This window comes from Listeria welshimeri serovar 6b str. SLCC5334, from assembly GCF_000060285.1.
Lineage (GTDB): Bacteria > Bacillota > Bacilli > Lactobacillales > Listeriaceae > Listeria > Listeria welshimeri.
The window spans coordinates 977,371-1,001,368 of the sequence record NC_008555.1 but is presented as its reverse complement, the minus strand read 5'-3'; the positions used below and the strand labels follow the sequence as shown (position 1 = coordinate 1,001,368).

The following is a 23,998-nucleotide window of genomic DNA, read 5'->3' as shown; positions in this document are numbered from 1 at the left end:
TACTAAACTGTCGGTTAATCGTTACAGATTCTAGGGAAAATAGAAAACAGGTTCGTTCAACCCAGAATAGAAAGGATTGTTTATTATGGTGGAAGCTGCCCATAAGCGGGAAAGTTACTTTGACAATGCCAAATTTATTTTGATTTTTTTAGTTGTATTTGGTCATTTTCTTCAAACTTTTATTGCTGAATATGCAAGTGTGCGTATTCTCTATATTTATATTTACACTTTTCATATGCCAGCATTTATTCTTATTTCTGGTTTTTTTGCTAAGAGTTTTGGAAAGCCAGGTTATTTAAAAAAAATGATGAAAAAGTTAATCTTACCCTATGTGTTTTTTCAATTAATATATAGTATTTTTTATTATTTCCTTTTAAATAAGGATAATCTTTCTCTGAAAATTTTAGATCCGGAGTGGTCGCTTTGGTTTTTACTTAGTTTGTTTTTTTGGAATTTGATGTTACTCGTATTTTCAAAAATGAAACCATGGAAATCAGTTATAGTTGCAGTTTTCATTGGTCTTGTTGCAGGTTATTTTGATGTAATTGGTGGTTATTTAAGTTTATCTCGGACACTTGTTTTTTTCCCGTTCTTTTTAGTAGGTTATTTTTTAACAAAAGAACATTTTTATTTACTTAAAACGCATTTTGCTACAATTATCGGTAGTATTTTTATCGTATTATTACTAATTTTTATTGCAATAAATCCGAGTCTTAATGATAAATGGTTTTTGGGCTCTAAACCTTATGCGAACTTTGTCGAAGTAAAGTCACTTGGCCTATTTATTAGGGCTTTGGTATACTTCATTAGTTTTTGCTCGATTGCTGCTTTTTTCAGTTTTGTTCCTAGAAAAAGGTTATTTTTTACTAAATGGGGTAAAAATACGTTATATGTTTATTTGTTACATGGTTTCTTTATTAAGTTTTTCCGTGAAGGTAGCCAGACTGACTTTCAATATAACCCATCCACGTTTTTGTTATTATTTGTGATTACTTTTGCTCTAACGGTCCTATTATCCAGTCAATTGGTAAAAACATTTGTTCAGCCAGTGATTGAACTGCGGATGTCGATGTTGCAAAATGTGTTTAGCAGATTAACAAAGCGGGAAAGTTATTAAACATATAGAAAGAAAAAGGAGGTTTTATTATGGGCTCAAGAAAGCCAGAAGTTATTATCGGATTAATTGGCTCCATCATTGGAATTTTAGTTGGATTTTGGATTATTAATTATGGAGATTCAGTCACAGATTATATTCAGACTTTCACTTATCTATCTGGAAACTTAGGATATGAATTAGCAAATCTTGGATGGATTACATTAATAGCATCTATTGTTGCATTAATTGCGACTCTATTAATCAAATCAGCTCCACGCGGCTTTGGTGTAATCTTAGTAGTTATCGGGATTGTTTTATTCTTTGTTATCGGTACTGCTTGGGTTGTATCAGGTATTCTAATTACTCTAACTGGTTTAATGGGGATTTTCAGACGACCAGTTCCAAAATCAAGATATTAATCATCTACCTCCTAATCAAATTGATTAGGAGGTTTTTCATGCAACAAAAAAATCTTTCCACATTTCGCGGAAAGATTTTTTGTTTTAACCTGTAATTATTTTTTCTTTTGGTAAACGAATTGCGTTTTTCGGCTGGTTTTTATTTCTAAGACTAAGCATAGAATACATAATACCGACTCGCCCAATAAACATTAATATAATAATAATTAATTTACCAGGAGTTGACAAGTCTGGTGTCAAACCCACTGATAAACCAGAAGTTCCGAACGCAGAAAACACTTCAAAAATTACTGAAATAAGGGAGGCCGTTTCTGTCTGCATCATTATCACTATCGCGGAAATACTTATAAACCCTGCGACGAATGTGACTGCAAGCGATTTACGCACGTCTTCTTGATGTAATTCCCGCCCAAAAATGTAAACATGTTTCCGACCGCGAATAACCGAATAAATGAACAATATTGTAATTGCAAAGGTGGTCGTTCGTATCCCACCACCAACCGAACTAGGTGATGCTCCAATAAACATCAGGAACGAGACAAGTAATAATGTGGAAACAGAGAGCGCACCGCTATCCATCGTTTGTAGACCCGCGCTTCTAGAGGTAGCTGATAAGAACATCGAATTAAAGAACCCAAAGTCCCAGCTTTTGCCACTGAAGAAATGATTGTATTCAAATAACCAAATAAGTAACCCTCCGAGAATTAAAAGAACAAAATAAGTAAGCGTCGTTACTTTTACAAATAAAGAAAAACGAAACGGTATTAGCGTATTTTTTTCAAATAAAAATCTTCGTGTTTCTAGTAAAACCGGAAATCCAATCGCACCAGCAATGATTAGCAAAATCGAAATAAATTGCACAAAATAATCATTGGCAAATGGTATTAATGATTTACCGGTGATATCTACACCTGCATTGGTAACCAGTGAAACGGAGTTATATAAACCTTGAAACATTGCATCCCAAAAATTAGGATACAGCGGAATAAAGTAAATACCTAAAATCAGCGCCCCTACTAATTCAATCCCAAAAATCAAAACTAGAATTTCGCGTAACATCCGAACCATTCCACTCATCGTAAATTGATTCGTATCAGTCATAATTAGTTGCCGTTGCTTTAATCCAATTCTTCTCTTCAAAATTAAATAAAAGAAAGTACTGATCATCATAACACCTAGCCCACCAATTTGAAAAATTGCCATTAAGACCCAAATTCCGGCAGTACTGTATGTTTGGCTAACATCTACAGTAGCAAGTCCCGTCACACTCACCGAACTAGCTGCTGTAAAAAGGGTATCAATAAACGATACCTTTACCCCTTTTTGTAAAGTAAACGGCAAGCTCAAGACGATTGTAGAAATCGTAACCGCAAGAAAATAATACGCGATAATTACCTGCACTGGCGTCATACGAGCTAGTACAAGCTTTAATCTTCGGCGTAGTTTTACTTCCTGCTCATATTCAAACTCTCTTGGTTTTCTTCTCTTTTTTTCTCGCAATGATATAACCACCCAAACCTATTATTATCATAACCGACCAGAATGTCAGCTTCCAAACTGCTGAATCCGGAAAATCTTCTGGAATAATGGCAACAGAAGGATGTGCCAGCGTTAGAACTGCCATTTTCACTCCAACCCAACCAACAATTAAAAAGGCAGCTGTTTCGAGTGTAGGGTAGCGTTCTAATAATTTAACCACCTGTGTAGCTGCAAAACGTATAACAACTAATCCAGCAATACCACCCAGGAACATCACGATAAATTGTCCACCGTTCATTCCACCAATATCAAAATCCCCTAAATCTGGCAAAGTAACAACAAGTGCCGCTGCAGCTAACATCGAATCAAGCGCGAAAGCAATATCGGTCAACTCAACACGTGCCACCACACCCCAAAAGGAAGTTGATTTTGCACTGGAAGTTTCTTTTACTTCTTCTTGTTTACCCTTCTTCAAGCGCCACATGTGTTTGATTGCTAGATACAATAAATATACCGCGCCAATTGCTTGGATTTCCCATATTTTCACTAAAAATGAAATTAAAAAAAGTGCTATAAACCGGAAAATAAACGCTCCTACCAAACCATAAAATAAAGCTTTCCGTTGTTTATCATGAGGCAAACCTTTTACGATTACTGCCATAACTACCGCATTATCTGCTGAAAGAATTCCTTCCAATATTACTAATACAAGAAAAACTAACGCATATTCTCCCCAAATGGAAACATCCATTCCTCATTCACCATCCTTCTACTCTATCATAAAAATATTATTTCAGCATCTCGTTGTATGTAAAACCAGAAGTACACTATGCACTTCTGGTCATTTAAAATTATTTCATTGTTTCTGTTTTTTTCTTGCTTCGATAAGAAACGAACCATCCCCACAAAATAATAAGAATCATCACACCCCAGAAAATTAATTTCCACAGGGTTGACTCTGGAAAACTATGCGGAATTACTGCAAGACTTGGATGTGCTAATGTATAAATAACTAGTTTTACGCCCACCCAACCAACAATTAAAAAGGCAGCTGTTTCGAGGCTTGGATAGCTTTTTAGTAATTTAACAAATTGAGTTGCTGCAAAACGAATAATGATTAATCCAACAAGACCACCTAAGAACATAATGGTGAATTGTCCAGTATCAATACCGCCAATATGGCCCCATCCGGTTTCTGGAAGCGTAATTGCAAGTGCCACAGCAGCAAGCATGGAATCAATCGCAAACGCTATATCTGCAATCTCTACTTTTAAAACTGTCATCCAAAAACCTGATCCTGCTTTTTCTTTTTTTACTTTTTCTCCATCTTTTCCTTTGGCATGTTTCCAAATATGACTAATAGCGATATAAAGTAAATAAGCGGCACCTAGCGCTTGAACTTGCCATACATTTGCCAAGAAGGAGATTAAGAATAATGCGCCAAAACGGAAAACAAAGGCACCCATCAATCCATAAAATAATGCTTTTTTCTGTTGTTTATCTGGAAGGTGTTTTACCATAACAGCCATAACTACTGCATTATCTGCTGCTAAAATACCCTCAAGACCGATTAAGACAAGTAGTACCCAACCGTACTCTAAAATCATTGCTGTATCCACTAATTCTTTTCCTCCTTTGTTCTATTAAAATGTCAAAGATCTCCTATTTTGAAGAAACAAAAAAGCGAGACCTGCCCGTAAAGGCAAAGGTCTCGCTAACATTTAAAATTAAATGTGATAAAACCGATGATATCTCTATCATGTAATGACGACTTTATCCTGATTAAAGAGCTAATCAGCGCTACTCCCCTCTGACATTTGTCAAAGAACGATATATGATTACTTAGAGAATAATACCATAATAAAGAAGTACTCGTCAACTAATTTTTCTCACAAACTTTTTAAACCAGTAGATCTTTAGTTTTCGCGCTACTGGCGATTTTAATATTATAAATTGTGAATAGTATCACACCGATTATACACGTAAGAATTTCTGTCGCTGTTAAGGACCAAATCACACCCATTAAACCAAAATAATGTTGACCTATTATAATGACGGGAATAAAAATAATTCCTTGCGAGACGGACATAATTGTAGCTGGAACCGCTTTTCCAATCGCCTGAAAAGTACTTGTAAAGAGCCCTGTAAATCCGCTAAAAAGAGAAGATATCAGCATCGCAATCATAATATGCACACCAAGTGATATAACACTTTGATTGTCACTAAATAAATGCATAACTTGAAAACGGAAAATAAATACAAAACTAGAAATCACAAGCACAATAAAACCGATACTGAATGCTGTAAAACGGATTGCTTTCTCAAACCGTGCAATATTTCCCGAGCTGTAATTATATGCCAAAAGTGGAATAATTCCCATGTAAAGTCCCATACAAATAAATTCAGGTAACTGCACTACCCGTAGCGCTACACCAAACCCTGCAACCACTCCATCCCCGTATATCATCGAATAATGATTTAAAACGAGCGTTGTCACAATTAAAAATAATGATAAAAGTAGCTCAGAAACACCAATTTTAAAAACGTTTTGGACAATTTCTTTGGTTGCTTTAAACCATTTAAAACGAATGGATAAATAATCACTTTTTTTCTCTAAATACCAAGCATAATAGATAAGTGAAACGATACTTGCTAAACCAATTGAAACGGCAGCTCCTACGACATTAAAATCAAAATATAAAATAAGTAATGGATCAAACACTAAATTAACTAGCGTACCAATCAGCATCCCATTCATTGAAACCCGAGAAGCTCCCTCTGCCCGAACAACTTGCTCTAAAGCAAAATTAGCAATAATAAACGGACTACAAATTAGAAGCGCCAATGTATAATTTTTCGTGTGTAAAAAACTCGTTGTATCCGCACCCAGAAAATGAGTAACTGGATTGATTAAAAATCCTAATAAAATGGCGCATAAAATACCTAAAACCAAACTTCCGTATAAAACAAAAGCCGATACTTGTTTCGCCTTTATTCCTTCTTCTTTCCCTAGTAAACGAGAAATATACGTACCACCACCAACTCCAAACATATTCCCAATTGCCATTAACACTGTAAACATTGGTAAACCAAGCGTCACAGCTGTTAACATGGATGTATCATGTAATAAACCAATAAAAAAGGCATTGACGATATTATAAATGACCCCTACTGACATACCAAGCATCATTGGAATGGATAAGTGTGCTATCGCTTTTGGAATACTCGCTTTTGTTAAATAATAATTATCTCCGTGTTTCATTTTAATTCCTCCCTTGAAATTAGTTAGAATTCTAACTATATAACTAAATTTTTTTATTCTGTGTTGTCATCAATTTTACTAAGTAGTTCAATTAAGGTTTGATACTCATCAGAAGAAAGTATTTTTTTCGCTTTATCATCTTCACGCGGAAAAAAAGCATTAAATTCATCCACGATTCGTTTGCCTTCCTCTGTTAAAGTGACTACTTTTTCTCTGCCATCTCGAATGCTTGGTTTACGTGAAATTAATTTCTTTTTCTCGAGCCCTTGAATGAGGCTAGTAATACTCGCTCCACGCGTTTGGAAAATTCGCTGAAGATCTTTTTGGATAATTTCATTTGCCGCGTTATCATTTAAAAATCCCAGAACTCTAGCTTGTTGTTCGGTCAATCCAAATTGACCTACTTTTGCATCCATTTTCCGTTTAGATTTAATCATAATCGACCGAATTAACGTATCCATCGTCTTCTCTCTTCTCACAAGTACAACTCCTTATTAATTAGAATTCTAACTAATTATAGCGCGTTTTAAAAAATTGTCAAGAAAAAAACAACCTATTTGCGAAAGTACAAATAGGTTGCGTATTTTATAATAATGAAGTTAATTCGATATCTGGATTTTTATCATTAAACCAATTAATCGCGAATTCATTTTCGAATAGAAATAACGGTTGGTCGAAACGATCTTTTACTAGCATGCTTCTAGCTGTGGATAGTTTTTCATCCGCATCTTCTTCTTTTACCCAACGAGCGATTTTTTTACCAATTGGTTCCATCCGGATTTCAGAATTATATTCGCCGCGCATTCTGTGTTCAAATACTTCAAATTGCAACTGACCGACAGCTCCAATAATGTATTCCTCTGTGCGCCATGTTTTAAATAATTGAATCGCACCTTCTTGAACGAGCTGCTCCACACCTTTATGGAAATGCTTTTGTTTCATGACATTTTTCGCATAAACACGCATAAATAATTCCGGTGTAAACTGAGGAAGTTTTTCAAATTCGAGTTTTTTACTTCCATTTGTTATCGTATCACCAATTTGGTAGTTACCAGTGTCGTATAAACCGATAATATCTCCGGCTACAGCACGATTAACGGTTTCCCTGTCATCTGCCATAAACTGAGTGGAATTAGCTAATTTGATACTTTTTCCTGTTCGGGTTAACGTCACATTCATTCCACGCTCAAATTCGCCTGAACAAATTCGAATAAAAGCAATACGATCTCGGTGAGCAGGATTCATGTTTGCTTGGATTTTGAAGATAAATCCAGAGAATTTCGGATTGTCTGCTTCAATAATGCCTTCATTAGATTCGTGGCTTGAAGGGGCTGGCGCAAAATCAACAAAGGTACGTAAGAAAGTTTCTACACCAAAATTTGTTAATGCACTCCCAAAAAATACTGGAGTTTGTTCTCCCGCAAGAATACGTTCGCGGCTGAAATCATTACCTGCTTCATCAAGTAACATTATTTCTTCCAATGCTTGATCATAATAGAGTGATTTTTGAATTTCGTGCGCTTCCTTCAAATCACCATCTTCACCAAGTGGTAAGAAGCGCTCATCTTCTTCCGAGCGATATTGTTCAATTACACGATGATAACGATCATAAAGCCCAGCAAGCTCTTTTCCCATACCAATTGGCCAGTTCATTGGATACGATTCAATTTCTAAAACTTCTTCTAATTCAGCAAGGAGTTCAAGTGGCATTTTCCCTTGGCGGTCCATTTTGTTAATAAACGTAAAAATAGGAATTCCGCGCATCCGACAAACTTTGAATAATTTGAGGGTTTGTGCTTCAATACCTTTGGCTGCATCAATAACCATGACAGCACTATCCACTGCCATTAATGTTCGATACGTATCTTCACTGAAATCAGAGTGCCCTGGTGTATCCAAAATATTAATTCTTGATCCATTATAATCAAACTGCATAACAGAACTCGTTACCGAGATTCCACGTTGTTTTTCAATTTCCATCCAGTCACTTGTCGCAAACTTTCCAGATTTCTTTCCCTTTACAGTCCCAGCTGAACGGATAACGCCACCGAATAATAATAATTGTTCTGTAATCGTCGTTTTCCCAGCATCCGGGTGAGAAATAATCGCAAACGTTTTGCGTGAAGCAACTTCTTTTTGCAAATCTTGACTCATTGTTATTTTCCTCCTAGATTCATTCACATTCCATTAGTATAGCATAATTAGGAGAACTTCGGCTGTTTTTTTATTCAAAAATTATTTAGTTTGTCGTTTCATGAGGAGGACCGATAACACCCCAAACACGACTGCAAAGGCAATTAAAATAAGTAAACTTAGTCCCGTCGTCACTGTTTTATTGCCCCAATAAATGGTAATACCAATCATTTCTTTTGTGGCGTTCATTGCATTTGAATTCCCCGCAAAAACTTGTTGTAAAGGCGCTTTTGTCATTATTTCACGAATAGCGGATGCTCCATATGTAAACGGAAAACACTTCATAATTGTTTGCACCGTGTCTGGAAGAGAACCAATCGGTAAATAAATCCCGGCAATAAAACCAATAACGGTACCAACAATAGTGGAAACAGAACTAAATGCGCTCGCTTGTTTTACCATACTAGTAATAAAAAACATGATACTACTACAACAAATGACATTAATTAACATCGTACTAATTAAACCCAACCAACTTTCAAGCGGTAAAATCGCTCCTCCTGTCAACCAAATATACATTTCTCCAACAAAAAGAGTTATAAGTGAAAGGACAAATGAGGCAACCAAGCCACTAACAATATAGCTCACCACAATGCGCCATCTGGAAGCAGGTGTTATTGCAAAACTTCTCGCAATACTCTCCTCTTCATCATGTACTTTCAAAGAAAAAACAGCTAGCGAAACTGTGACAGGTGTGATAGATAAAATTCCCGCAATCACCCAAGTATTTACTAATTCTTCTACCCCTGTCGTTTTTCCAGAAGCCTGTTTAAACATCTCTTCCATATTATTTCCTAAAAAGATTGCATAAAGTCCAATAATAATTAAAACGGTTAATAACGACATTAATACAGCGGTTCTATCACGAAAGTAAATTTTTAAATTACGACTAATCATTAGAATCCTCCTTAATCATTGAGATAAATGCATCATCCAAATTTCCTTTAATCACCTCAAAAGAACTGTAAAAACCTGCCGCTTGATTCAATATATTCAAAATTCCGATATTTCCATCTATAACATCCACACGCATTGTTCCTTTTGAGACTTTATAGGGTAAGTTCACTTTTTTTATTATTGTTTGAAGTTCTGCTATGTTTGCCCCATAAAAGAAAATTTTATCAACAGAAAAACGACTTCTTATATTCGCCGGTGTGCCTTGCGCAATAATTTTCCCCTTATGAATGACTGCTAATTGGTCTGCATCTTTGGCTTCTTCTAAATAATGTGTCGTCAAAAATACCGTTATGCCGAATTCTTCTCGCAAATAATCGATAATTTTCCAAACACTTATTCTTGTTTTTGGATCGAGTCCTGTAGTTGGTTCATCCAGTAACAATATTTCTGGATTATGCATAATCGCTCTAGCAATTTCAGCTCGACGCTTTTGGCCACCAGATAACTTTCCAAAACGTCGACCTAAAATATCCTCAATTTCCATAATAGATGAAACAAGCTCTAAACGCTCGACAATCTCTGCTTTAGTTTTTCCATATAAACTTGCGCGATTAAATAAGTTTTCTCTTACCGTTAGTAAATCATCCAACACATTATCTTGAAAAACAACACCTAATTTTTGTCTAAATGCTTTTCGATTTTTAAATGTTAATTTTTCATCGTCAATAAAAATTTCTCCTGATGTCGGTTCGCTTTCTGTACAAATCATACTAATCGTCGTCGATTTTCCAGCACCATTTTCACCAAGGAAGGCAAATAATGATCCTTTTTCAACTTCAAAATTGATTCCTTTGACCGCGGCAACTTTTCCATAGTTTTTAACTACATTTATTAGTTTAATCATTTTATCTCCTTTTCTCGCATTTCTGCTAGTTTTTGATTGATTTCATTACTGACTTTTCTATCTTGCATATGAAAAAATAGATACATGAAAAAAAATGTAATGCTAACAAACACGAAAATACTTAGAAATCCAGTTAATGTGCTGTACCAATTAAGCATCCACCCAATTCCTAAAATAGCTGCTTCAACAAAAAAGAAATAAATAATCATCCGAAAAGTAAAAGTTCGTTTTCGTATTGTTGCTTGATTAAAAAGGACCTGCTGAAAAATAATGACAACCAAACTAAATATTAGTAAAGCAATAATATCTTGAATGGAAATATCTTCTCCATGTCCCGAAAACATATATGAAAAAGTTGTGGTTATAATAGAACCTGTAAAAATGACGCTAAAAGTTTGAATATACTCAATTAGTTTGTCTCTCATTTATTTTCCCCCTCCAATCTGTAATTTTTGTTTTAAAACTTTAGCATATTGTCTAGAAATAATGACTTTTTCGTTGTTCAACAAACTTGCTTCAAATCTGCCGTTAAAACCAGGCGCAACTTTTTCTATCCATTCAATATTTAAAATCATTGATTTGGAGCATCTAAAAAAAGAGCTCTCATCAAATCGTTTCTCTAGTTCATATAATTTCCAATTAGTTTCATATACTTCTTCTTCAGTGTAAACAAAAATTTTATTTTCAACAGCTTCAAAATACAAAATAACTTTCGGTTCGAGCAAGTAAGTTTCCCCGTCTTTTTTCACAGAGATTTTTTCTTCTAAACTTAAAACAATATTCGTTACTTTTTCGATATCTTGTGGGTGGCAATGTAGGTCAACTCCACCAACCGCAACACTATTATCCAGCTTCACTCGAAATTTCATTTAGCCACCTCCCTCTCTATTTCATTATAAATAGTCTAAGTGAAACTACAAGCTTATTTTGGTAACTTGCATTTTATCCTCCTTAAGATGCAAAAAAACTCGGTAATGATTCATTTTCATTACCGAGTTTTAATATTTATTTTACATTTGCAACAAGTGCTTCCACTTTATCCTCAAAATCTTCTGGTTTCATTTTTGAAGAGAAACGTTCAACAACTTCCCCATTTTCATCAATCAAGAATTTCGCAAAGTTCCATTCTACTTTTTTGCCGCCCGTTTGTTCAGTTAAGTATTTGTATAGCGGACTAGCATCTTTACCTTTTACTTTAATTTTAGAAAACATTTGGAAAGTTACACCATAATTCATTTGGCAAAATTCTAAGATTTCTTCATCACTACCAGGATCTTGACGTAAAAACTGGTTACAAGGAAAACCAAGAATTTCAAAGTTAGCCCCGCCGAGTTTTTTATACATTGCCTCAAGACCTTCTAGTTGGGGTGTTAAGCCACATTTACTCGCAGTATTAACGATTAATAAAACTTTACCTTTATAATCACTTAAGGATATTTCTTTACCATTCATTGCTTTTTCAGAAAAATCATGGACATTCATATGGAATTCCTCCTATTTTATTATATTTGAAAATAAATAAGCATAAACTAATTTTTCTGTATGATAAAGTGAATCTCGATGTGTACGCTCATAAGCATGACTAGCATCAATTCCTGGTCCAATTAAACCGTGAATAATATCATTACCAGCATTAATCGCCGCACTTGCATCCGATGCGTAAAACGGATAAATATCTATTTTATAGTCGATATGATTCTTTTTAGCAAGTTCCACTAAATGTTTACGCAGACCAAGGTGATAAGGACCACTACCATCTTTTGCACAAATGGAAACCGTGTATTCATCCGATGTTTGTCCATCACCAAGCGCTCCCATATCAACAGCCAGATACTCCACTGTTTCGACTGGAATATTAGAATTTCCACCATAACCGATTTCTTCATTGTTAGAGATAAGGAAGTGGGTTGTGTGTGGCAACTCTAGTTTTTGTTCGTGAATGTAATTAATTAGTTGTAATAAAATCGCGACACTTGCTTTATCATCTAAATGGCGAGATTTAATATACTCATCATTAATAATTTGGACACGTGGATCAAAGGAAACAAAGTCCCCTACTTCAATTCCAAGCGCACGTACTTTATCTGCATCTAGCGCTCTCACATCTAGACGAACTTCCATATTTTTATCATTACGTTCAGCAGTTCCAGCATCTTTATACACATGGACAGAAGTTTGGTGCATAAGAATAGTTCCGCTATACAAATCTCCAGCACTTGTTTCAATCGTACAATATTCACCTTCAATTGCGTTAAAACGGTAGCCACCAATTAAAGTTAAAAGTAATCTTCCATCAGATTTAATTTCTTTAACCATGGCCCCAAGTGTATCCACATGCGCCGTTAGCATACGATGTTTTGTATCATCTTTGCCCGGAAGCGTAACGATTAAACCACCTTTATTATTTAAGCTATAAGGAATGTTGGCACTGTCTAACTCCTTGGAAATTGTTTCAATAATTTTCCCAGTGTTACCAGTTGGGCTTGGGATAGATGTTAATTCTTTAATCTTTTGCATTGTTTGTTTTGTATTTGGTTCGTATGACAAGCGTATTCCTCCTTTAGTTCACTTTCTACTATTATATTATAGCGCTTATCTTTATGGAGCGCATTTCTTAGGATTAACTTTTTCGCATTTCTTTCGTTTTATATGCTATAATTCGGTAGATGAAAAGGGAGGGAATTTTTTGGAACAAACAAAAGTAAAAGCCGTTACCATCGCTGTATTTGTTGCAACATTTATGGCAGCTATTGAAGGTACCATCGTGAGTACTGCGATGCCAACGATTGTAAGTCAGTTGGACGGTATAGAGTTAATGAACTGGATTTTTTCTGTTTATTTGCTAACATCAGCAGTGACGGTTCCGATTTATGGAAAACTGTCTGATTTGTATGGACGAAAAAATATCTTTGTAATTGCGACAATTATTTTTATTATTGGCTCATCACTTTGTGGATTCGCACAAAATATGGAACAATTAATTATTTTTCGCGCGATTCAAGGTATTGGCGCAGGTGGGATTTTACCTTCTACTATGACGATTATCGCTGACGTTTATCCATTTGAAAAACGAGCGAAAGTGCTTGGCTTTATGGGGTCTGCATGGGGTATTGCTGGCGTATTTGGACCACTTGTTGGCGGGTTTCTAGTAGATCAACTTTCATGGCATTGGATTTTCTTTATTAATGTACCTATTGGCCTCTTAACAATCTTACTTATTTTGCTTTACTTACGTGAACAGGTGGAACATGTGAAATTACCAATTGATTATCTTGGTGCCTCACTCTTTACGGTCGCGCTACTTGGATTATTATTTGCCTTACAACGAGCCGGCGAATCACTCAACTGGACGGAGCCGCTCGTCGTCATTCTATTTGTTGCTTCGATTCTATTATTTATTACTTTTTATTTTGTAGAAAAACGAGCGAAAGACCCGATTATGCCATTTGTCTTATTTAAAAATCCAGTTGTCTTAATCGGAAACTTAATTGGTTTCTTAATTAGTGCTTTTTTAATTGGAATCAATGTATATATTCCAATGTGGGCACAAGGAATGCTTGGTCATGGAGCTACGATTGCAGGCTTCATGCTTGCCCCACTCTCAATTACATGGATTATTGGATCATTTATTGGTGGGAAGCTTCTAATGACACTTGGAAACCGACACACAGTTGGCATTGGTGTATTGATTACAGCGGCCAGCGGACTAATTTTAGCTTTATTCCCAGCTTCAACAAATGATATCTTCTTCTATTTAAATAGCGCATTTATGGGATTTGGTTTTGGAATCATTTTTACTACTACGACAGTCACCGTTCAAGATGCTGTGCCGAGATTCCAAACAGGGATTGCAACTGCCTCTAACACACTTTTTAGAACAGTTGGTCAAACAATTGGTGTAGCTGTATTTGGAACTATTTTTAATTCTGTTCTAACAAGTCAGTTCCGCGCAGCCGCTGGTAGTGAAGTGAATCGTAGCAATTTAAACCAACTAATTAGTCCACAAACTTCCGGCAATGTAAACGCAGACCTTGTTGGACCGCTCAGAGATATTTTATATAGCGGGCTTCACATGGTTTTCTGGGTAATGTTTGCTTGTTGTATTGTTAGTTATTTCATTCATTTTATCTTACCGAAAAAACATATTTCTGGTGAAAATTAAAAAAAGATTGGCTCCTCGGAGTCAATCTTTTTTATTTAAATTGTTTTTTTATATTTTAGTACAGCAAAAACATAGGCGACGACTGTAATTCCTATACACCAAGCTAGTGCGACCCATATTTCACTCCCCACTTCTCCTGAATAAAGCAATGCTCGAATCGTATTAACAATAGAGGTTACCGGTTGATTTTCAGCAAATGCACGAACCACTGTGGGCATTGTATCGGTAGGAACAAAAGCTGAACTGATAAATGGTAAAAAAATGAGTGGATATGAAAATGCACTCGCGCCATCCACTGATTTTGCAGTTAAACCTGGAATAACAGCGACCCATGTTAGCGCTAATGTAAATAACAGTAATATCCCCGCAACAGCGAGCCACTCCATCAAACCAGCAGAAGAACGAAAACCAATTAAAAGCGCAACAAGAATAATTAATACTACTGAAATTGCATTCGAAACAAGCGAAGTTAAAACATGTCCCCATAATACCGAAGAACGACTAATTGGCATAGAGTGAAATCGTTGAAATAAACCTTTTTGTACATCTGTAAATAATCGTACTGCTGTATAAGCAATTCCACTTGCTATAGCCATTAAAATAATACCCGGTAACAAGTAATCAACATAATTGTCGGTCCCTGTTTGAATCGCCCCACCTAAGACATACACAAACATTAACATAATCATAATCGGAATAATTGCCACCGTGATAATTGTATCAGGACTACGCAAAATGTGACGCATAGATCGACCAAATAATATACTAGTATCGCGAACTGCTTTCATTTTACTTCCTCCTTCTCATTAATAATTGCTAGAAAAATTTCTTCTAGAGATGGTTGCTTTTCGACGTATTCAATTTCAGCAGGCGGGAATAATTTTTTTAGTTCATCTAAAGTTCCATTAGCAATAATCTTCCCACTGTGAAGAATAGCAATTTTATCAGCTAACTGTTCCGCTTCTTCTAAATATTGTGTAGTTAGTAAAATGGTTTTTCCTTCCTCTGAAAGTGCCTTAATTGTTTTCCATACTTCAATTCGCCCCTCAGGATCAAGTCCAGTTGTCGGTTCATCAAGAAAAATTACATCTGGAGAACCAACCAAGCTCATAGCAATATCAAGACGTCGTGTCATTCCTCCTGAATAAGTGTCCGCACGCCGTTCTGCTGCTTCTTCAAGACCAAAACGGTTTAATAAATCACTCGCAGTTTGAGATGGATTTTTTTCTCCACGTAATTTAGCAATGAGTAAAATATTTTCTTTCCCAGTCAAAAGTCCGTCCACAGCTGCAAATTGTCCAGTAAGACTAATATGTTCGCGCACTTTCTCTGGGCTTTTCAGAACATCAAAACCAGATACATTCGCACTTCCATTATCCGCTTTTAAAAGAGTGGCTAAAATTTGGATGGTTGTTGTTTTTCCAGCACCATTTGATCCAAGCAATGCAAAAATTTCGCCACGCTCTACTTCAAAATCTACACCCTTTAAGACTTCTGTTTTCTTAAATGATTTTTCCAATCTAGTGGCTTTAATAATGACTTTTTTCATTTGAATACAACCTTCTTTCCAATTTATTATTAGGTTCCACTACTCAGTGTCACAGGTATTCTGTATGACTTATTACTACTACATAGTAACACCGAGTTGCATTTATGTCAATAAAAAAAGCACTTCCTTTTAATTTGCGGGAAATGCCTTTTACTTTTAATTATAAAAAACCGCCCGCTGAACGGACGGTTTTATCATTATTTCACTTTATAAATCCAACCTTCTGGAGCCTCTATATCTCCAAATTGAATACCACACAGTTCATCGAATAAGCGTTTAGTTACAGGTCCTACTTCCGTTTCGCTGTGGAATACATGGAAGTCATCTTTCGTTTGGATGCCACCAATAGGTGTAATAACCGCCGCTGTTCCACATGCTCCAGCTTCTTTGAATTCATCTAATTTATCAATATATACATCGCCTTCTTCAGCTTTTAAACCTAGACGATGTTCTGCCAAATAAAGCAATGAATATTTCGTGATACTTGGCAAAATAGAAGGTGAATATGGTGTAATGAATTTATCATCATTAGTAATACCAAAGAAATTAGCAGAACCAACTTCTTCAATTTTTGTATGCGTAGCTGGATCTAAATAAATACAATCACCAAAATTACGTTCTTTTGCTGCTTGGCCTGGAAGTAAACTTGCTGCATAGTTTCCGCCTACTTTTGCTGCACCTGTACCATTTGGAGCAGCACGGTCAAAATCAGATACGATAAAGTTAGTTGGCGCCATTCCACCTTTGAAATATGGTCCTACTGGAGAGCAGAAAACAGAGAAAATATACTCTGGAGCTGCATGTACACCAATATTATCACCAACACCAATAACAAATGGACGTAGATAAAGTGTTGCACCTGTGCCATATGGAGGAACAAATTCTTCATTCGCACGCACAACCTGCATAACAGCATCAATAAATTTTTCTGTTGGGATATGCGGCATTAATAAACGCTCACAACTTTTTTGAATTCGAGCAGCATTACGATCTGGGCGAAAAAGATTTATCGAACCGTCCTTACATCGATATGCTTTCAAACCTTCAAAACATTGTTGTCCGTAATGAAGCGCTGTGGAGCCTTCGCTAATATGTAGCGTATTGTCTTCCGTTAGTGTACCTTCGTCCCATTCCCCGTCTTTCCAATAAGAAATGTAACGTTTGTCCGTTTTAATATAACTAAAACCTAAATTACTCCAGTCAATATCTTTACTCATTCAAAATCCCCACTTTCTATCGTTAAAACAGAATTATTGTATGTTTCAGTATAGCATAATAACTAGCATTATTGCAGTGAAGTCATGTGAAAAAGAAAATTTTTTCAAATAAATAGGCAAAATGTTCTTTCTTTTAGCGTTATTCATGCTAAAATAGAGTAACTTTTCAAAAAACAATCATCTTAGAAGGAATAATTTCAAGAAAGGAGAGAATGGATATGACAGCTCACAAAATGTTGGATGAGAAATTTTATAGTAAATCGCTAGGAGAGGAACTCAATTTAATTATTTGCTTGCCACCTGATTTTTCGCCACTTTACAAATATCCACTTTTTATTGTACAAGATGGAAAAGATTATTTTCAGTTTGGGAAACTTGCGCGCCACTCCGAAGAATTAGCGGTAAATGAACAGATTCAAAAAGCCATTTTCATTGGAATTCCTTACAAAACCGTAATGGATCGGCGTGAGAAATATCACCCTGATGGTAAACAAAATGAAGCTTATATCCGTTTCTTAGCCTTTGAACTAGTTCCTTATCTTGAAGAACGTTTCCCTTCCTTCCAGATGCCAACAAGCAGATTCCTTATGGGTGACTCACTCGGAGCATCTGTTTCATTAAAAGCAGCACTTCTATTTCCTTTTACATTTGGTAATGTTATTTTGCATTCTCCATATGTTGATGAAACCATTCTTGCCCTAGCAGAAAAAGCTGATCCTGCCAGAGTGAAAATTTATCATATTATTGGTGATCAAGAAACTGCAGTTGAAACTACTGGAAATGAAGTACTCGATTTCTTATCACCAAATAAATCTTTAGAACAAATTTTGACTTCTCGAGGGTTTGATTATTACTTCCGTGTATTTAATGGCGACCATCGCTGGAAATACTGGCAGCCATTTATCAAAGAATCCCTTCAATTTATGCTTCCAGTAAATACATTTGATTTAGAAAGCATGCGTGCATAAGAAAGGACGGAAACAACTTGACAGTAAAGAAAGTAACAGATGAAATCGGGAAACAAGCTGCCCTAAAAATCAGAAATGACGTATTTGTCGTCGAACAACATGTTGATCCTGAATTAGAGTGGGACGAATTTGACGAAATGGATTCAGTGGACATGTTTGTTGACTATGCAGAGGACGGTACGCCACTTGCAACCGGAAGATTCCGTGTGAAAGACGGCTATGGTAAAGTAGAGCGTATTTGCACTCAGAAAATCGCTCGTGGGACTGGAAGTGGACGTCGCATTATGGAAGCCATTGAAAAAGAGGCCAAAAAGCGCGGCTTAAAAACCCTGAAACTTGGCGCCCAATTAACCGCTATTCCTTTTTATGAAAAATTAGGCTATGAAACATGTTCCGAAATTTTTCTTGATGCAAACATCGAACATAAGGAAATGAAAAAAACATTAGCCAATAAATCTTAATAAAAAATAGTTATTTCTTTTATCTTTTATATAGAAGAAATAACTATTTTTTTATTACTATTGCTTCTCCATTTGCTTTTCCACAAATAACTATATCCACATAATCTAAAAACAATCCATGCTCGACAATTCCAGGAATCCCCGCTAGTTTTTCTTGCCATTCTACTGGATTCGTCAAAATTTGATTTTTAATGTCCAAAATATAATTTCCATTATTTGTCTGATACACTTTTCCTGAATCATTTTTTCGTAATTCTGTTTCAATTGCTTCTTTTTCAAGACTCCACTTAATTTGTTTCCAGCCAAATGGAATTACTTCTATTGGAAGTGAAAATTCGCCAAGTTCTTCCACTAATTTCTTTTCTTCCACTACCCAAATATTCATCAAGCTAGCTGCTGCTACCATTTTTTCGCGTAAAAGCGCTCCTCCTCCACCTTTTATCCCTTGAAAATCTTTGTTCACTTCATCTGCTCCATCAATTGTGACATCTATTTGCTTTACATCATTTAAAGATTTTAATGGGATGCCCAGTTTTTTAGCTTGTATTGCAGTTTCTTCAGATGTAGCAATTCCAGTAATATTGAGACCGTCACGTACCATTTCTCCTAATTTTTCGATTGTATAGTAAACAGTACTCCCTGTTCCAAGTCCGACAACCATTCCATCTTTCACCCATCCACATGCTTTTTCTCCTGCAATTTTCTTCTGATTCACCCTAATCCCCCTCCATTCTTAGCAAAAACATGTTGCTATATCTATCTTTTCATTATACGCGCATACGCTTTTAAGTTCAAAATATCTCTATTTTCTAACCTTACAAAAATGTAATTGGACATTTAAAGACAAATGTATTACAGTAAGTAAGTATTAAGTGTTTAATTTTAACATTCGTAATGTAATTGAAACAAAACGAGGTGGATTTATGGACAAAATAAAACTATTTTTACATCATCCTGCAACTATTTTCACATTAAAAACCATTTTTTATTTTGCTGTATTGCTTGGATTACTATGGTTTTATGGTTTCAAAAACCCAGAAGGCGCGAAATTTATTTACAATGAATTCTAAAAAAGAAAGGACGGTTTAAAAATGGGAATATCAATGATGACAACAAGTATTATAGAGAGAATTGATGCCTGGGCAGAGAAGACGCCGGATTTCCCTTGCTATGAATATGCTGGAACACGTCTTTCCTATAAAGAACTGAAACGTCAATCCGATGCACTTGGCTCCTACTTATTAAAAAATTTAAAAACTGATAAAGAAAAACCTATTATCGTTTATGGACATATGTCTCCACTAATGATTATTGCTTTTTTAGGAGCAATCAAATCTGGTCGTGCCTATGTTCCAGTAGATTTTTCTATGCCAGTTGAACGTATAGAGCAAATAAAAAAAGCAGCTGATCCAGCGCTATTTATTTGTACAGAAGAGTTGCCAGAAAACCTTACAATAACTGATTGTCCGGTTTTAAATGCAGAAAATTTAGTAGATGCTTTAGAAAAACATTTTGATGAAAAACCAGATCCAACATCCTGTGTAAAAAATGATGATAACTACTATATTATTTATACTTCTGGAAGTACAGGAAATCCAAAAGGTGTTCAAATTAGCCAAAATAATTTAGTAAGCTTTAGCAACTGGATTTTGCAAGATTTCTCTTTACAACAAGGATTACGGTTTTTAAACCAAGCACCATTTTCTTTTGATTTATCTGTCATGGATTTATATCCTTGTTTATTATCTGGCGGAACTCTTGTGCCGATGGATAAAACAATCACATCTAACTTAAAGGATTTATACCATGAAATTCCCGCTCAAAGTTTTGATGTATGGGTTTCTACACCTTCTTTCGCAGATTTGTGCTTATTAGACCCAAACTTTAATCAAGAAAACAACCCTAATTTAACACGATTCTTATTTTGTGGTGAAGTACTTGCTAAGAAAACAGCGCGTGAATTGCTCGTTCGTTTTCCGGATGCAGTGATTTATAATACTTATGGTCCAACAGAAGCAACTGTTGCCGTCACACAAGTGAGAATAACAGCTGAACTAATTGACGCTTATCCAAGTTTACCACTTGGTGTAATTAAGCCAGACATGCGATTACACATTATCGATCAAGAAACTGGTGATGTCTTACCGGATGGCGAAAAAGGTGAAATTGTCCTTATCGGCGCAAGTGTTTCTAAAGGATACTTAAACGAACCAGAGAAAACAGATCAAGTATTCTTTGATTATAAAGGCTACCAAGCTTATCATACAGGTGATTCAGGTATCATTAAAGACGGTTACTTATTTTTCCAAGGCCGCCTAGATTTCCAAATTAAATTACATGGTTATCGTATCGAACTAGAAGATATTGAAAATAATCTAAAAAAAGTAAGTCTTATCCAAAACTGCGCTATTATTCCAAAGATGAAAGATGGAAAAGTCGATATGTTAGTGGCTCAAGTTATTCCATCCCCAAACGATTTCACAAAAGAATACCAGCTAAGTGCAGCAATCAAAAATGAATTAAAAGAATTTATGCCAACATATATGATTCCACGAAAATGGATTTATAAAACGGAATTCCCGTTAACAATGAATGGCAAAATTGACCGAAAAGCTCTTAATCAAGAGGTTAACAAATAGTGAGCACACCATACGGTACAATTCTTTATTTTGGGGTACTTCTTCTATTTTTACTTCCTATCATAGTAGCTGGTTTGTTAGGAAAAAGACTACCGATTTATAATGCTTTTGTCACTCTAGTATTTTTATACTTTTTATTTTCAGCAAGTACTGTCCAAGCGATTACTTTTATATTTTTCGTTTTTTGGCAACTTGCTCTCGTTCGACTCTATTTCCACTACAGGCAGGAGCGCAAACAGAATCACGGCGGCGTCTTCGTTATTGCAGTAATTTTGTCTATCCTCCCGCTTGTTATATCTAAAGTTGTTCCCATATTAGGAGACCATGTAACTATGGTTGGTTTCCTTGGGATTTCATACTTAACCTTTAAAGCAGCACAAATGATTATCGAAATACGTGATAATTTAATTAAGCAATATAACGCATGGGATTTTGTCAACTTCTTACTATTTTTCCCAACTATTTCATCTGGACCAATTGACCGGTTCCGACGTTTTAAAAAAAATGTTGATAATCCGCCTAGTAAAGAAGCCTATGTGGCACTATTAAATCGAGGAATCTTCCTTATTTTCCTTGGTTTTTTATACAAATTTATTATTGCATACTTAGTAAATAAACATTTTGTTATTCCTCTCGACGTTGCAATTACGCATCATGTTGATACCAAACTTAGCTTATTCGGTTATATGTATGCCTATAGTATGTATTTGTTCTTTGATTTTGCTGGATATAGTGCTTTTGCAGTTGGTGTCAGTTATTTATTAGGAATAGAAACACCTATGAACTTTAACAAACCCTTTGCAGCTCGAAATATTAAAGAGTTCTGGAATCGTTGGCATATGACACTTTCCTTCTGGTTCCGCGATTATGTTTTTATGCGTTTTGTTTTTTGGTTAACAAAAAAGAAATGGTTTAAAAGCAAGTTTACTATTGCCTACTTGGCTTATTTTGTAAACTTCTTCATCATGGGAGTTTGGCACGGTCTTCACTGGTATTACATCGTGTACGGACTTTACCAAGCTGCGTTAATTGTAGGATTCGACCTCTTTGAACGCTTCAATAAGAAACATAAAATTTATCCAAAAAATAAAGTAACTTATGTAATTAGTGTCATCATAACGTTCCATTTTGTATGTTTCGGGTTCCTGATTTTCTCAGGAATTTTAGATAAAATTAATTTTTAAAACTAACTAAAGGTGGTAATTTAAATGGCTTTTCGTGAAAATGTATTAGAAATATTAGAAGAAATTACAGAAACTGAAGAAGTAGTACAAAATACAAATATTAAATTATTTGATGAAGGATTGCTCGATTCCATGGCAACAGTTCAACTTTTAATTGAAATTGAAGAAAAATTAGATATTACTGTACCCGTTTCAGAATTTGACCGCGACGAATGGGCTACTCCTGAAATGATTATTACACAACTCGAGGCGCTAAAATAATGAAAAAAAAGCTGTGGATGACATTTGGACCTTTATTGGTCGCATTCGCGGTTTTCCTTTTCGTTCTTTTCGGACCAAGCAGTTTATTCTCCCACGTTTCATCTGAGACTGTAGAAAAAAGTGCTACATCTATGAACGAAAACGTCATCCAAGGCCTAGACATTCAAAAAGAAGCTTTAAAAGAAGGTAATTATTTACCTATATATGGTTCTTCTGAGCTTTCTCGTGTCGACCAATTTCATCCTAGCGTCGTATCAAAAAAATACAAACAGGGATATACACCATTTCTTCTTGGGCGTCCTGGTACTCAATCATTAAGCCATTTTCTAGATGTTAATGCTCTTGGTGATAGTTTAAAAGGTAAAAAAGTTGTAGTAGTATTATCACCTCAATGGTTCCAACCTAAAGGGGTTTCAGAGCCGTCATTTGGAGCCAATTTCTCTCCCTTGCATGCTTACAAATTTGCACTTGAAGATACTAAAAACACACCAGAGCGTAGATATGCAGCAGAAAGATTATTGAGCTTTCAAGTAGTTCAAAGTGATGAAACTTTAAAAAACTTATTAGAAAATATCATTACAAAAGGTCCTAAAAAACCACATGATCCTAAACTAACAACAATGGCTGGCAACCTTGAACTTAAGATATTAGAACGAAAAGACGATTTAGAATCAAAATTCATTACTGGTTCTAAACAAAATCGTATAGACAAAGAACTAAAATCACTTCCTGAAAAATTGGATTATCAACATTTGGATGATTTAGCAAAAGAAACCGGGCAAAAAAACATTGGAAATAATCCTTTTCATGTCAAAGAAAAATATTATGAGAAAAAAATCAAACCAATTGAAGCTAAATTAAAAGATAGTAGGAAAAATTTAAGCTATGATGAATCTCCTGAGTATGGTGACTTACAATTATTAATGGATGCTTTCAAAAAAGTTGGAGCCGATGTTATTTTTATTAACCCGCCAATTAATGGTAAATGGGTAGATTATATAGGTATGGATAAACAAGGCTTAGACAAATATTATGCCAAAACAAAACAACAAATCGAAAGCCAAGGGTTCAAATATTTTTCTCTAGAACAGTATCAAAATGATCCATACTATCTAGAAGATACGATTCATTTAAGTTGGCGTGGTTGGGTACAAATTGACAAAGTACTAGCCGATTTTGTAAAAGAACCTGTTCAGACAAACTATACCCCAACAGCAGATGAATTTTATATGAAAAATCATCCTAAACAAGAACACAAAAAAATCCAAAAGTAGTTTTAAGACTACTTTTGGATTTTTTTAATTCTT

26 protein-coding genes and 1 riboswitch are annotated in these 23,998 nt (G+C 35.3%); of the genes, 10 read left to right on the top strand and 16 right to left on the bottom strand.

All coding sequences use genetic code 11. The annotated features are described in order from the left end of the window. The first annotated feature begins 85 nt into the window (after positions 1-85). Positions 86-1,117, top strand: a complete 1,032-nt coding sequence (locus LWE_RS04975) for an acyltransferase family protein (protein ID WP_011701807.1) — start codon at positions 86-88, stop codon at positions 1,115-1,117. 29 nt (positions 1,118-1,146) lie between these two features. Next, complete coding sequence (locus tag LWE_RS04970) at positions 1,147-1,515, top strand: DUF4064 domain-containing protein (RefSeq protein WP_011701806.1); 369 nt, start codon at positions 1,147-1,149, stop codon at positions 1,513-1,515. 84 nt (positions 1,516-1,599) lie between these two features. On the opposite strand, the gene LWE_RS04965 is transcribed toward LWE_RS04970, so the two are convergent. From LWE_RS04965 to LWE_RS04910, 12 genes are all read right to left on the bottom strand, one after another. Beyond that, positions 1,600-2,925: a TrkH family potassium uptake protein gene (locus tag LWE_RS04965; protein WP_011701805.1), complete on the bottom strand. Its 1,326-nt coding sequence runs from the start codon at positions 2,923-2,925 to the stop codon at positions 1,600-1,602. 52 nt (positions 2,926-2,977) lie between these two features. After that, positions 2,978-3,745, bottom strand: coding sequence for a TerC family protein (locus tag LWE_RS04960; protein ID WP_011701804.1), 768 nt, complete (start codon positions 3,743-3,745; stop codon positions 2,978-2,980). A 100-nt stretch (positions 3,746-3,845) separates the two neighbouring features. Next, on the bottom strand, positions 3,846-4,613 hold the full coding sequence (locus LWE_RS04955; RefSeq protein WP_011701803.1) for a TerC family protein: 768 nt from the start codon (positions 4,611-4,613) through the stop codon (positions 3,846-3,848). Positions 4,614-4,710: 97 nt separating this feature from the next. Next, positions 4,711-4,815, bottom strand: a riboswitch (yybP-ykoY riboswitch). A gap of 79 nt (positions 4,816-4,894) precedes the next feature. Then, positions 4,895-6,256, bottom strand: coding sequence for an MATE family efflux transporter (locus LWE_RS04950; RefSeq protein ID WP_011701802.1), 1,362 nt, complete (start codon positions 6,254-6,256; stop codon positions 4,895-4,897). 53 nt (positions 6,257-6,309) lie between these two features. After that, positions 6,310-6,735 carry a MarR family winged helix-turn-helix transcriptional regulator gene (locus LWE_RS04945; protein ID WP_011701801.1) on the bottom strand — a complete coding sequence of 142 codons (426 nt, stop codon included), beginning with the start codon at positions 6,733-6,735 and terminating at the stop codon, positions 6,310-6,312. Between the two features lie 106 nt (positions 6,736-6,841). Continuing rightward, positions 6,842-8,410, bottom strand: coding sequence for a peptide chain release factor 3 (locus LWE_RS04940; protein WP_011701800.1), 1,569 nt, complete (start codon positions 8,408-8,410; stop codon positions 6,842-6,844). A gap of 81 nt (positions 8,411-8,491) precedes the next feature. Further along, positions 8,492-9,346: an ABC transporter permease gene (locus LWE_RS04935; protein ID WP_011701799.1), complete on the bottom strand. Its 855-nt coding sequence runs from the start codon at positions 9,344-9,346 to the stop codon at positions 8,492-8,494. Next, positions 9,339-10,250, bottom strand: coding sequence for an ABC transporter ATP-binding protein (locus tag LWE_RS04930; protein WP_011701798.1), 912 nt, complete (start codon positions 10,248-10,250; stop codon positions 9,339-9,341). Before LWE_RS04930 ends, LWE_RS04935 begins: the two co-directional genes overlap by 8 nt. Continuing rightward, positions 10,247-10,675: a DUF3021 family protein gene (locus LWE_RS04925; protein ID WP_011701797.1), complete on the bottom strand. Its 429-nt coding sequence runs from the start codon at positions 10,673-10,675 to the stop codon at positions 10,247-10,249. The genes LWE_RS04930 and LWE_RS04925 overlap by 4 nt, the downstream gene beginning before the upstream one ends. Further along, a complete protein-coding gene (locus LWE_RS04920) occupies positions 10,676-11,119 on the bottom strand; it encodes a LytTR family DNA-binding domain-containing protein (RefSeq protein ID WP_011701796.1) in 444 nt (147 codons plus the stop codon). A gap of 136 nt (positions 11,120-11,255) precedes the next feature. Next, positions 11,256-11,732 (bottom strand): glutathione peroxidase, encoded by a 477-nt coding sequence (locus tag LWE_RS04915; protein ID WP_011701795.1) that lies wholly within the window; start codon positions 11,730-11,732, stop codon positions 11,256-11,258. 12 nt (positions 11,733-11,744) lie between these two features. After that, positions 11,745-12,797 (bottom strand): M42 family metallopeptidase, encoded by a 1,053-nt coding sequence (locus tag LWE_RS04910; RefSeq protein WP_011701794.1) that lies wholly within the window; start codon positions 12,795-12,797, stop codon positions 11,745-11,747. Between the two features lie 139 nt (positions 12,798-12,936). Here LWE_RS04910 and LWE_RS04905 point away from each other — a divergent pair, with 139 nt between their 5' ends. Beyond that, positions 12,937-14,412, top strand: a complete 1,476-nt coding sequence (locus LWE_RS04905; protein WP_011701793.1) for an LM6179_1298 family efflux MFS transporter — start codon at positions 12,937-12,939, stop codon at positions 14,410-14,412. 35 nt (positions 14,413-14,447) lie between these two features. Here LWE_RS04905 and LWE_RS04900 read toward each other — a convergent pair whose 3' ends face one another. The 3 genes from LWE_RS04900 to LWE_RS04890 all read right to left on the bottom strand — a co-directional run bounded on the left by LWE_RS04900 (position 14,448) and on the right by LWE_RS04890 (position 17,178). After that, a complete protein-coding gene (locus LWE_RS04900; protein ID WP_011701792.1) occupies positions 14,448-15,200 on the bottom strand; it encodes an ABC transporter permease in 753 nt (250 codons plus the stop codon). After that, the gene (locus tag LWE_RS04895; RefSeq protein ID WP_011701791.1) at positions 15,197-15,961 is read right to left on the bottom strand and encodes an ABC transporter ATP-binding protein; all 765 of its coding nucleotides are present in this window, start codon (positions 15,959-15,961) and stop codon (positions 15,197-15,199) included. The genes LWE_RS04900 and LWE_RS04895 overlap by 4 nt, the downstream gene beginning before the upstream one ends. 197 nt (positions 15,962-16,158) lie before the next feature. Then, complete coding sequence (locus tag LWE_RS04890) at positions 16,159-17,178, bottom strand: branched-chain amino acid aminotransferase (protein ID WP_011701790.1); 1,020 nt, start codon at positions 17,176-17,178, stop codon at positions 16,159-16,161. A gap of 218 nt (positions 17,179-17,396) precedes the next feature. Here LWE_RS04890 and LWE_RS04885 point away from each other — a divergent pair, with 218 nt between their 5' ends. Both LWE_RS04885 and LWE_RS04880 read left to right on the top strand, forming a co-directional pair. Continuing rightward, entirely contained in the window at positions 17,397-18,146 is a 750-nt protein-coding gene (locus LWE_RS04885) for an alpha/beta hydrolase (protein WP_011701789.1), read from the top strand. 17 nt (positions 18,147-18,163) lie between these two features. Continuing rightward, positions 18,164-18,607 (top strand): GNAT family N-acetyltransferase, encoded by a 444-nt coding sequence (locus LWE_RS04880; RefSeq protein WP_011701788.1) that lies wholly within the window; start codon positions 18,164-18,166, stop codon positions 18,605-18,607. Between the two features lie 43 nt (positions 18,608-18,650). On the opposite strand, the gene rpiA is transcribed toward LWE_RS04880, so the two are convergent. Continuing rightward, a complete protein-coding gene (gene rpiA, locus LWE_RS04875; protein ID WP_049789879.1) occupies positions 18,651-19,268 on the bottom strand; it encodes a ribose 5-phosphate isomerase A in 618 nt (205 codons plus the stop codon). A gap of 262 nt (positions 19,269-19,530) precedes the next feature. Here rpiA and LWE_RS04870 point away from each other — a divergent pair, with 262 nt between their 5' ends. From LWE_RS04870 to dltD, 5 genes are read left to right on the top strand one after another with little or no spacing between them, the layout of a single operon-like run. Then, complete coding sequence (locus LWE_RS04870; protein ID WP_011701786.1) at positions 19,531-19,677, top strand: teichoic acid D-Ala incorporation-associated protein DltX; 147 nt, start codon at positions 19,531-19,533, stop codon at positions 19,675-19,677. 36 nt (positions 19,678-19,713) lie between these two features. Beyond that, complete coding sequence (gene dltA / locus LWE_RS04865; protein ID WP_011701785.1) at positions 19,714-21,246, top strand: D-alanine--poly(phosphoribitol) ligase subunit DltA; 1,533 nt, start codon at positions 19,714-19,716, stop codon at positions 21,244-21,246. Then, positions 21,246-22,430: a D-alanyl-lipoteichoic acid biosynthesis protein DltB gene (dltB, locus tag LWE_RS04860; RefSeq protein ID WP_011701784.1), complete on the top strand. Its 1,185-nt coding sequence runs from the start codon at positions 21,246-21,248 to the stop codon at positions 22,428-22,430. Before dltA ends, dltB begins: the two co-directional genes overlap by 1 nt. Before the next feature lie 24 nt (positions 22,431-22,454). Next, positions 22,455-22,691: a D-alanine--poly(phosphoribitol) ligase subunit DltC gene (gene dltC / locus LWE_RS04855; RefSeq protein WP_011701783.1), complete on the top strand. Its 237-nt coding sequence runs from the start codon at positions 22,455-22,457 to the stop codon at positions 22,689-22,691. Further along, positions 22,691-23,965, top strand: coding sequence for a D-alanyl-lipoteichoic acid biosynthesis protein DltD (gene dltD, locus LWE_RS04850; RefSeq protein WP_011701782.1), 1,275 nt, complete (start codon positions 22,691-22,693; stop codon positions 23,963-23,965). Before dltC ends, dltD begins: the two co-directional genes overlap by 1 nt. Positions 23,966-23,998 lie beyond the last annotated feature (33 nt).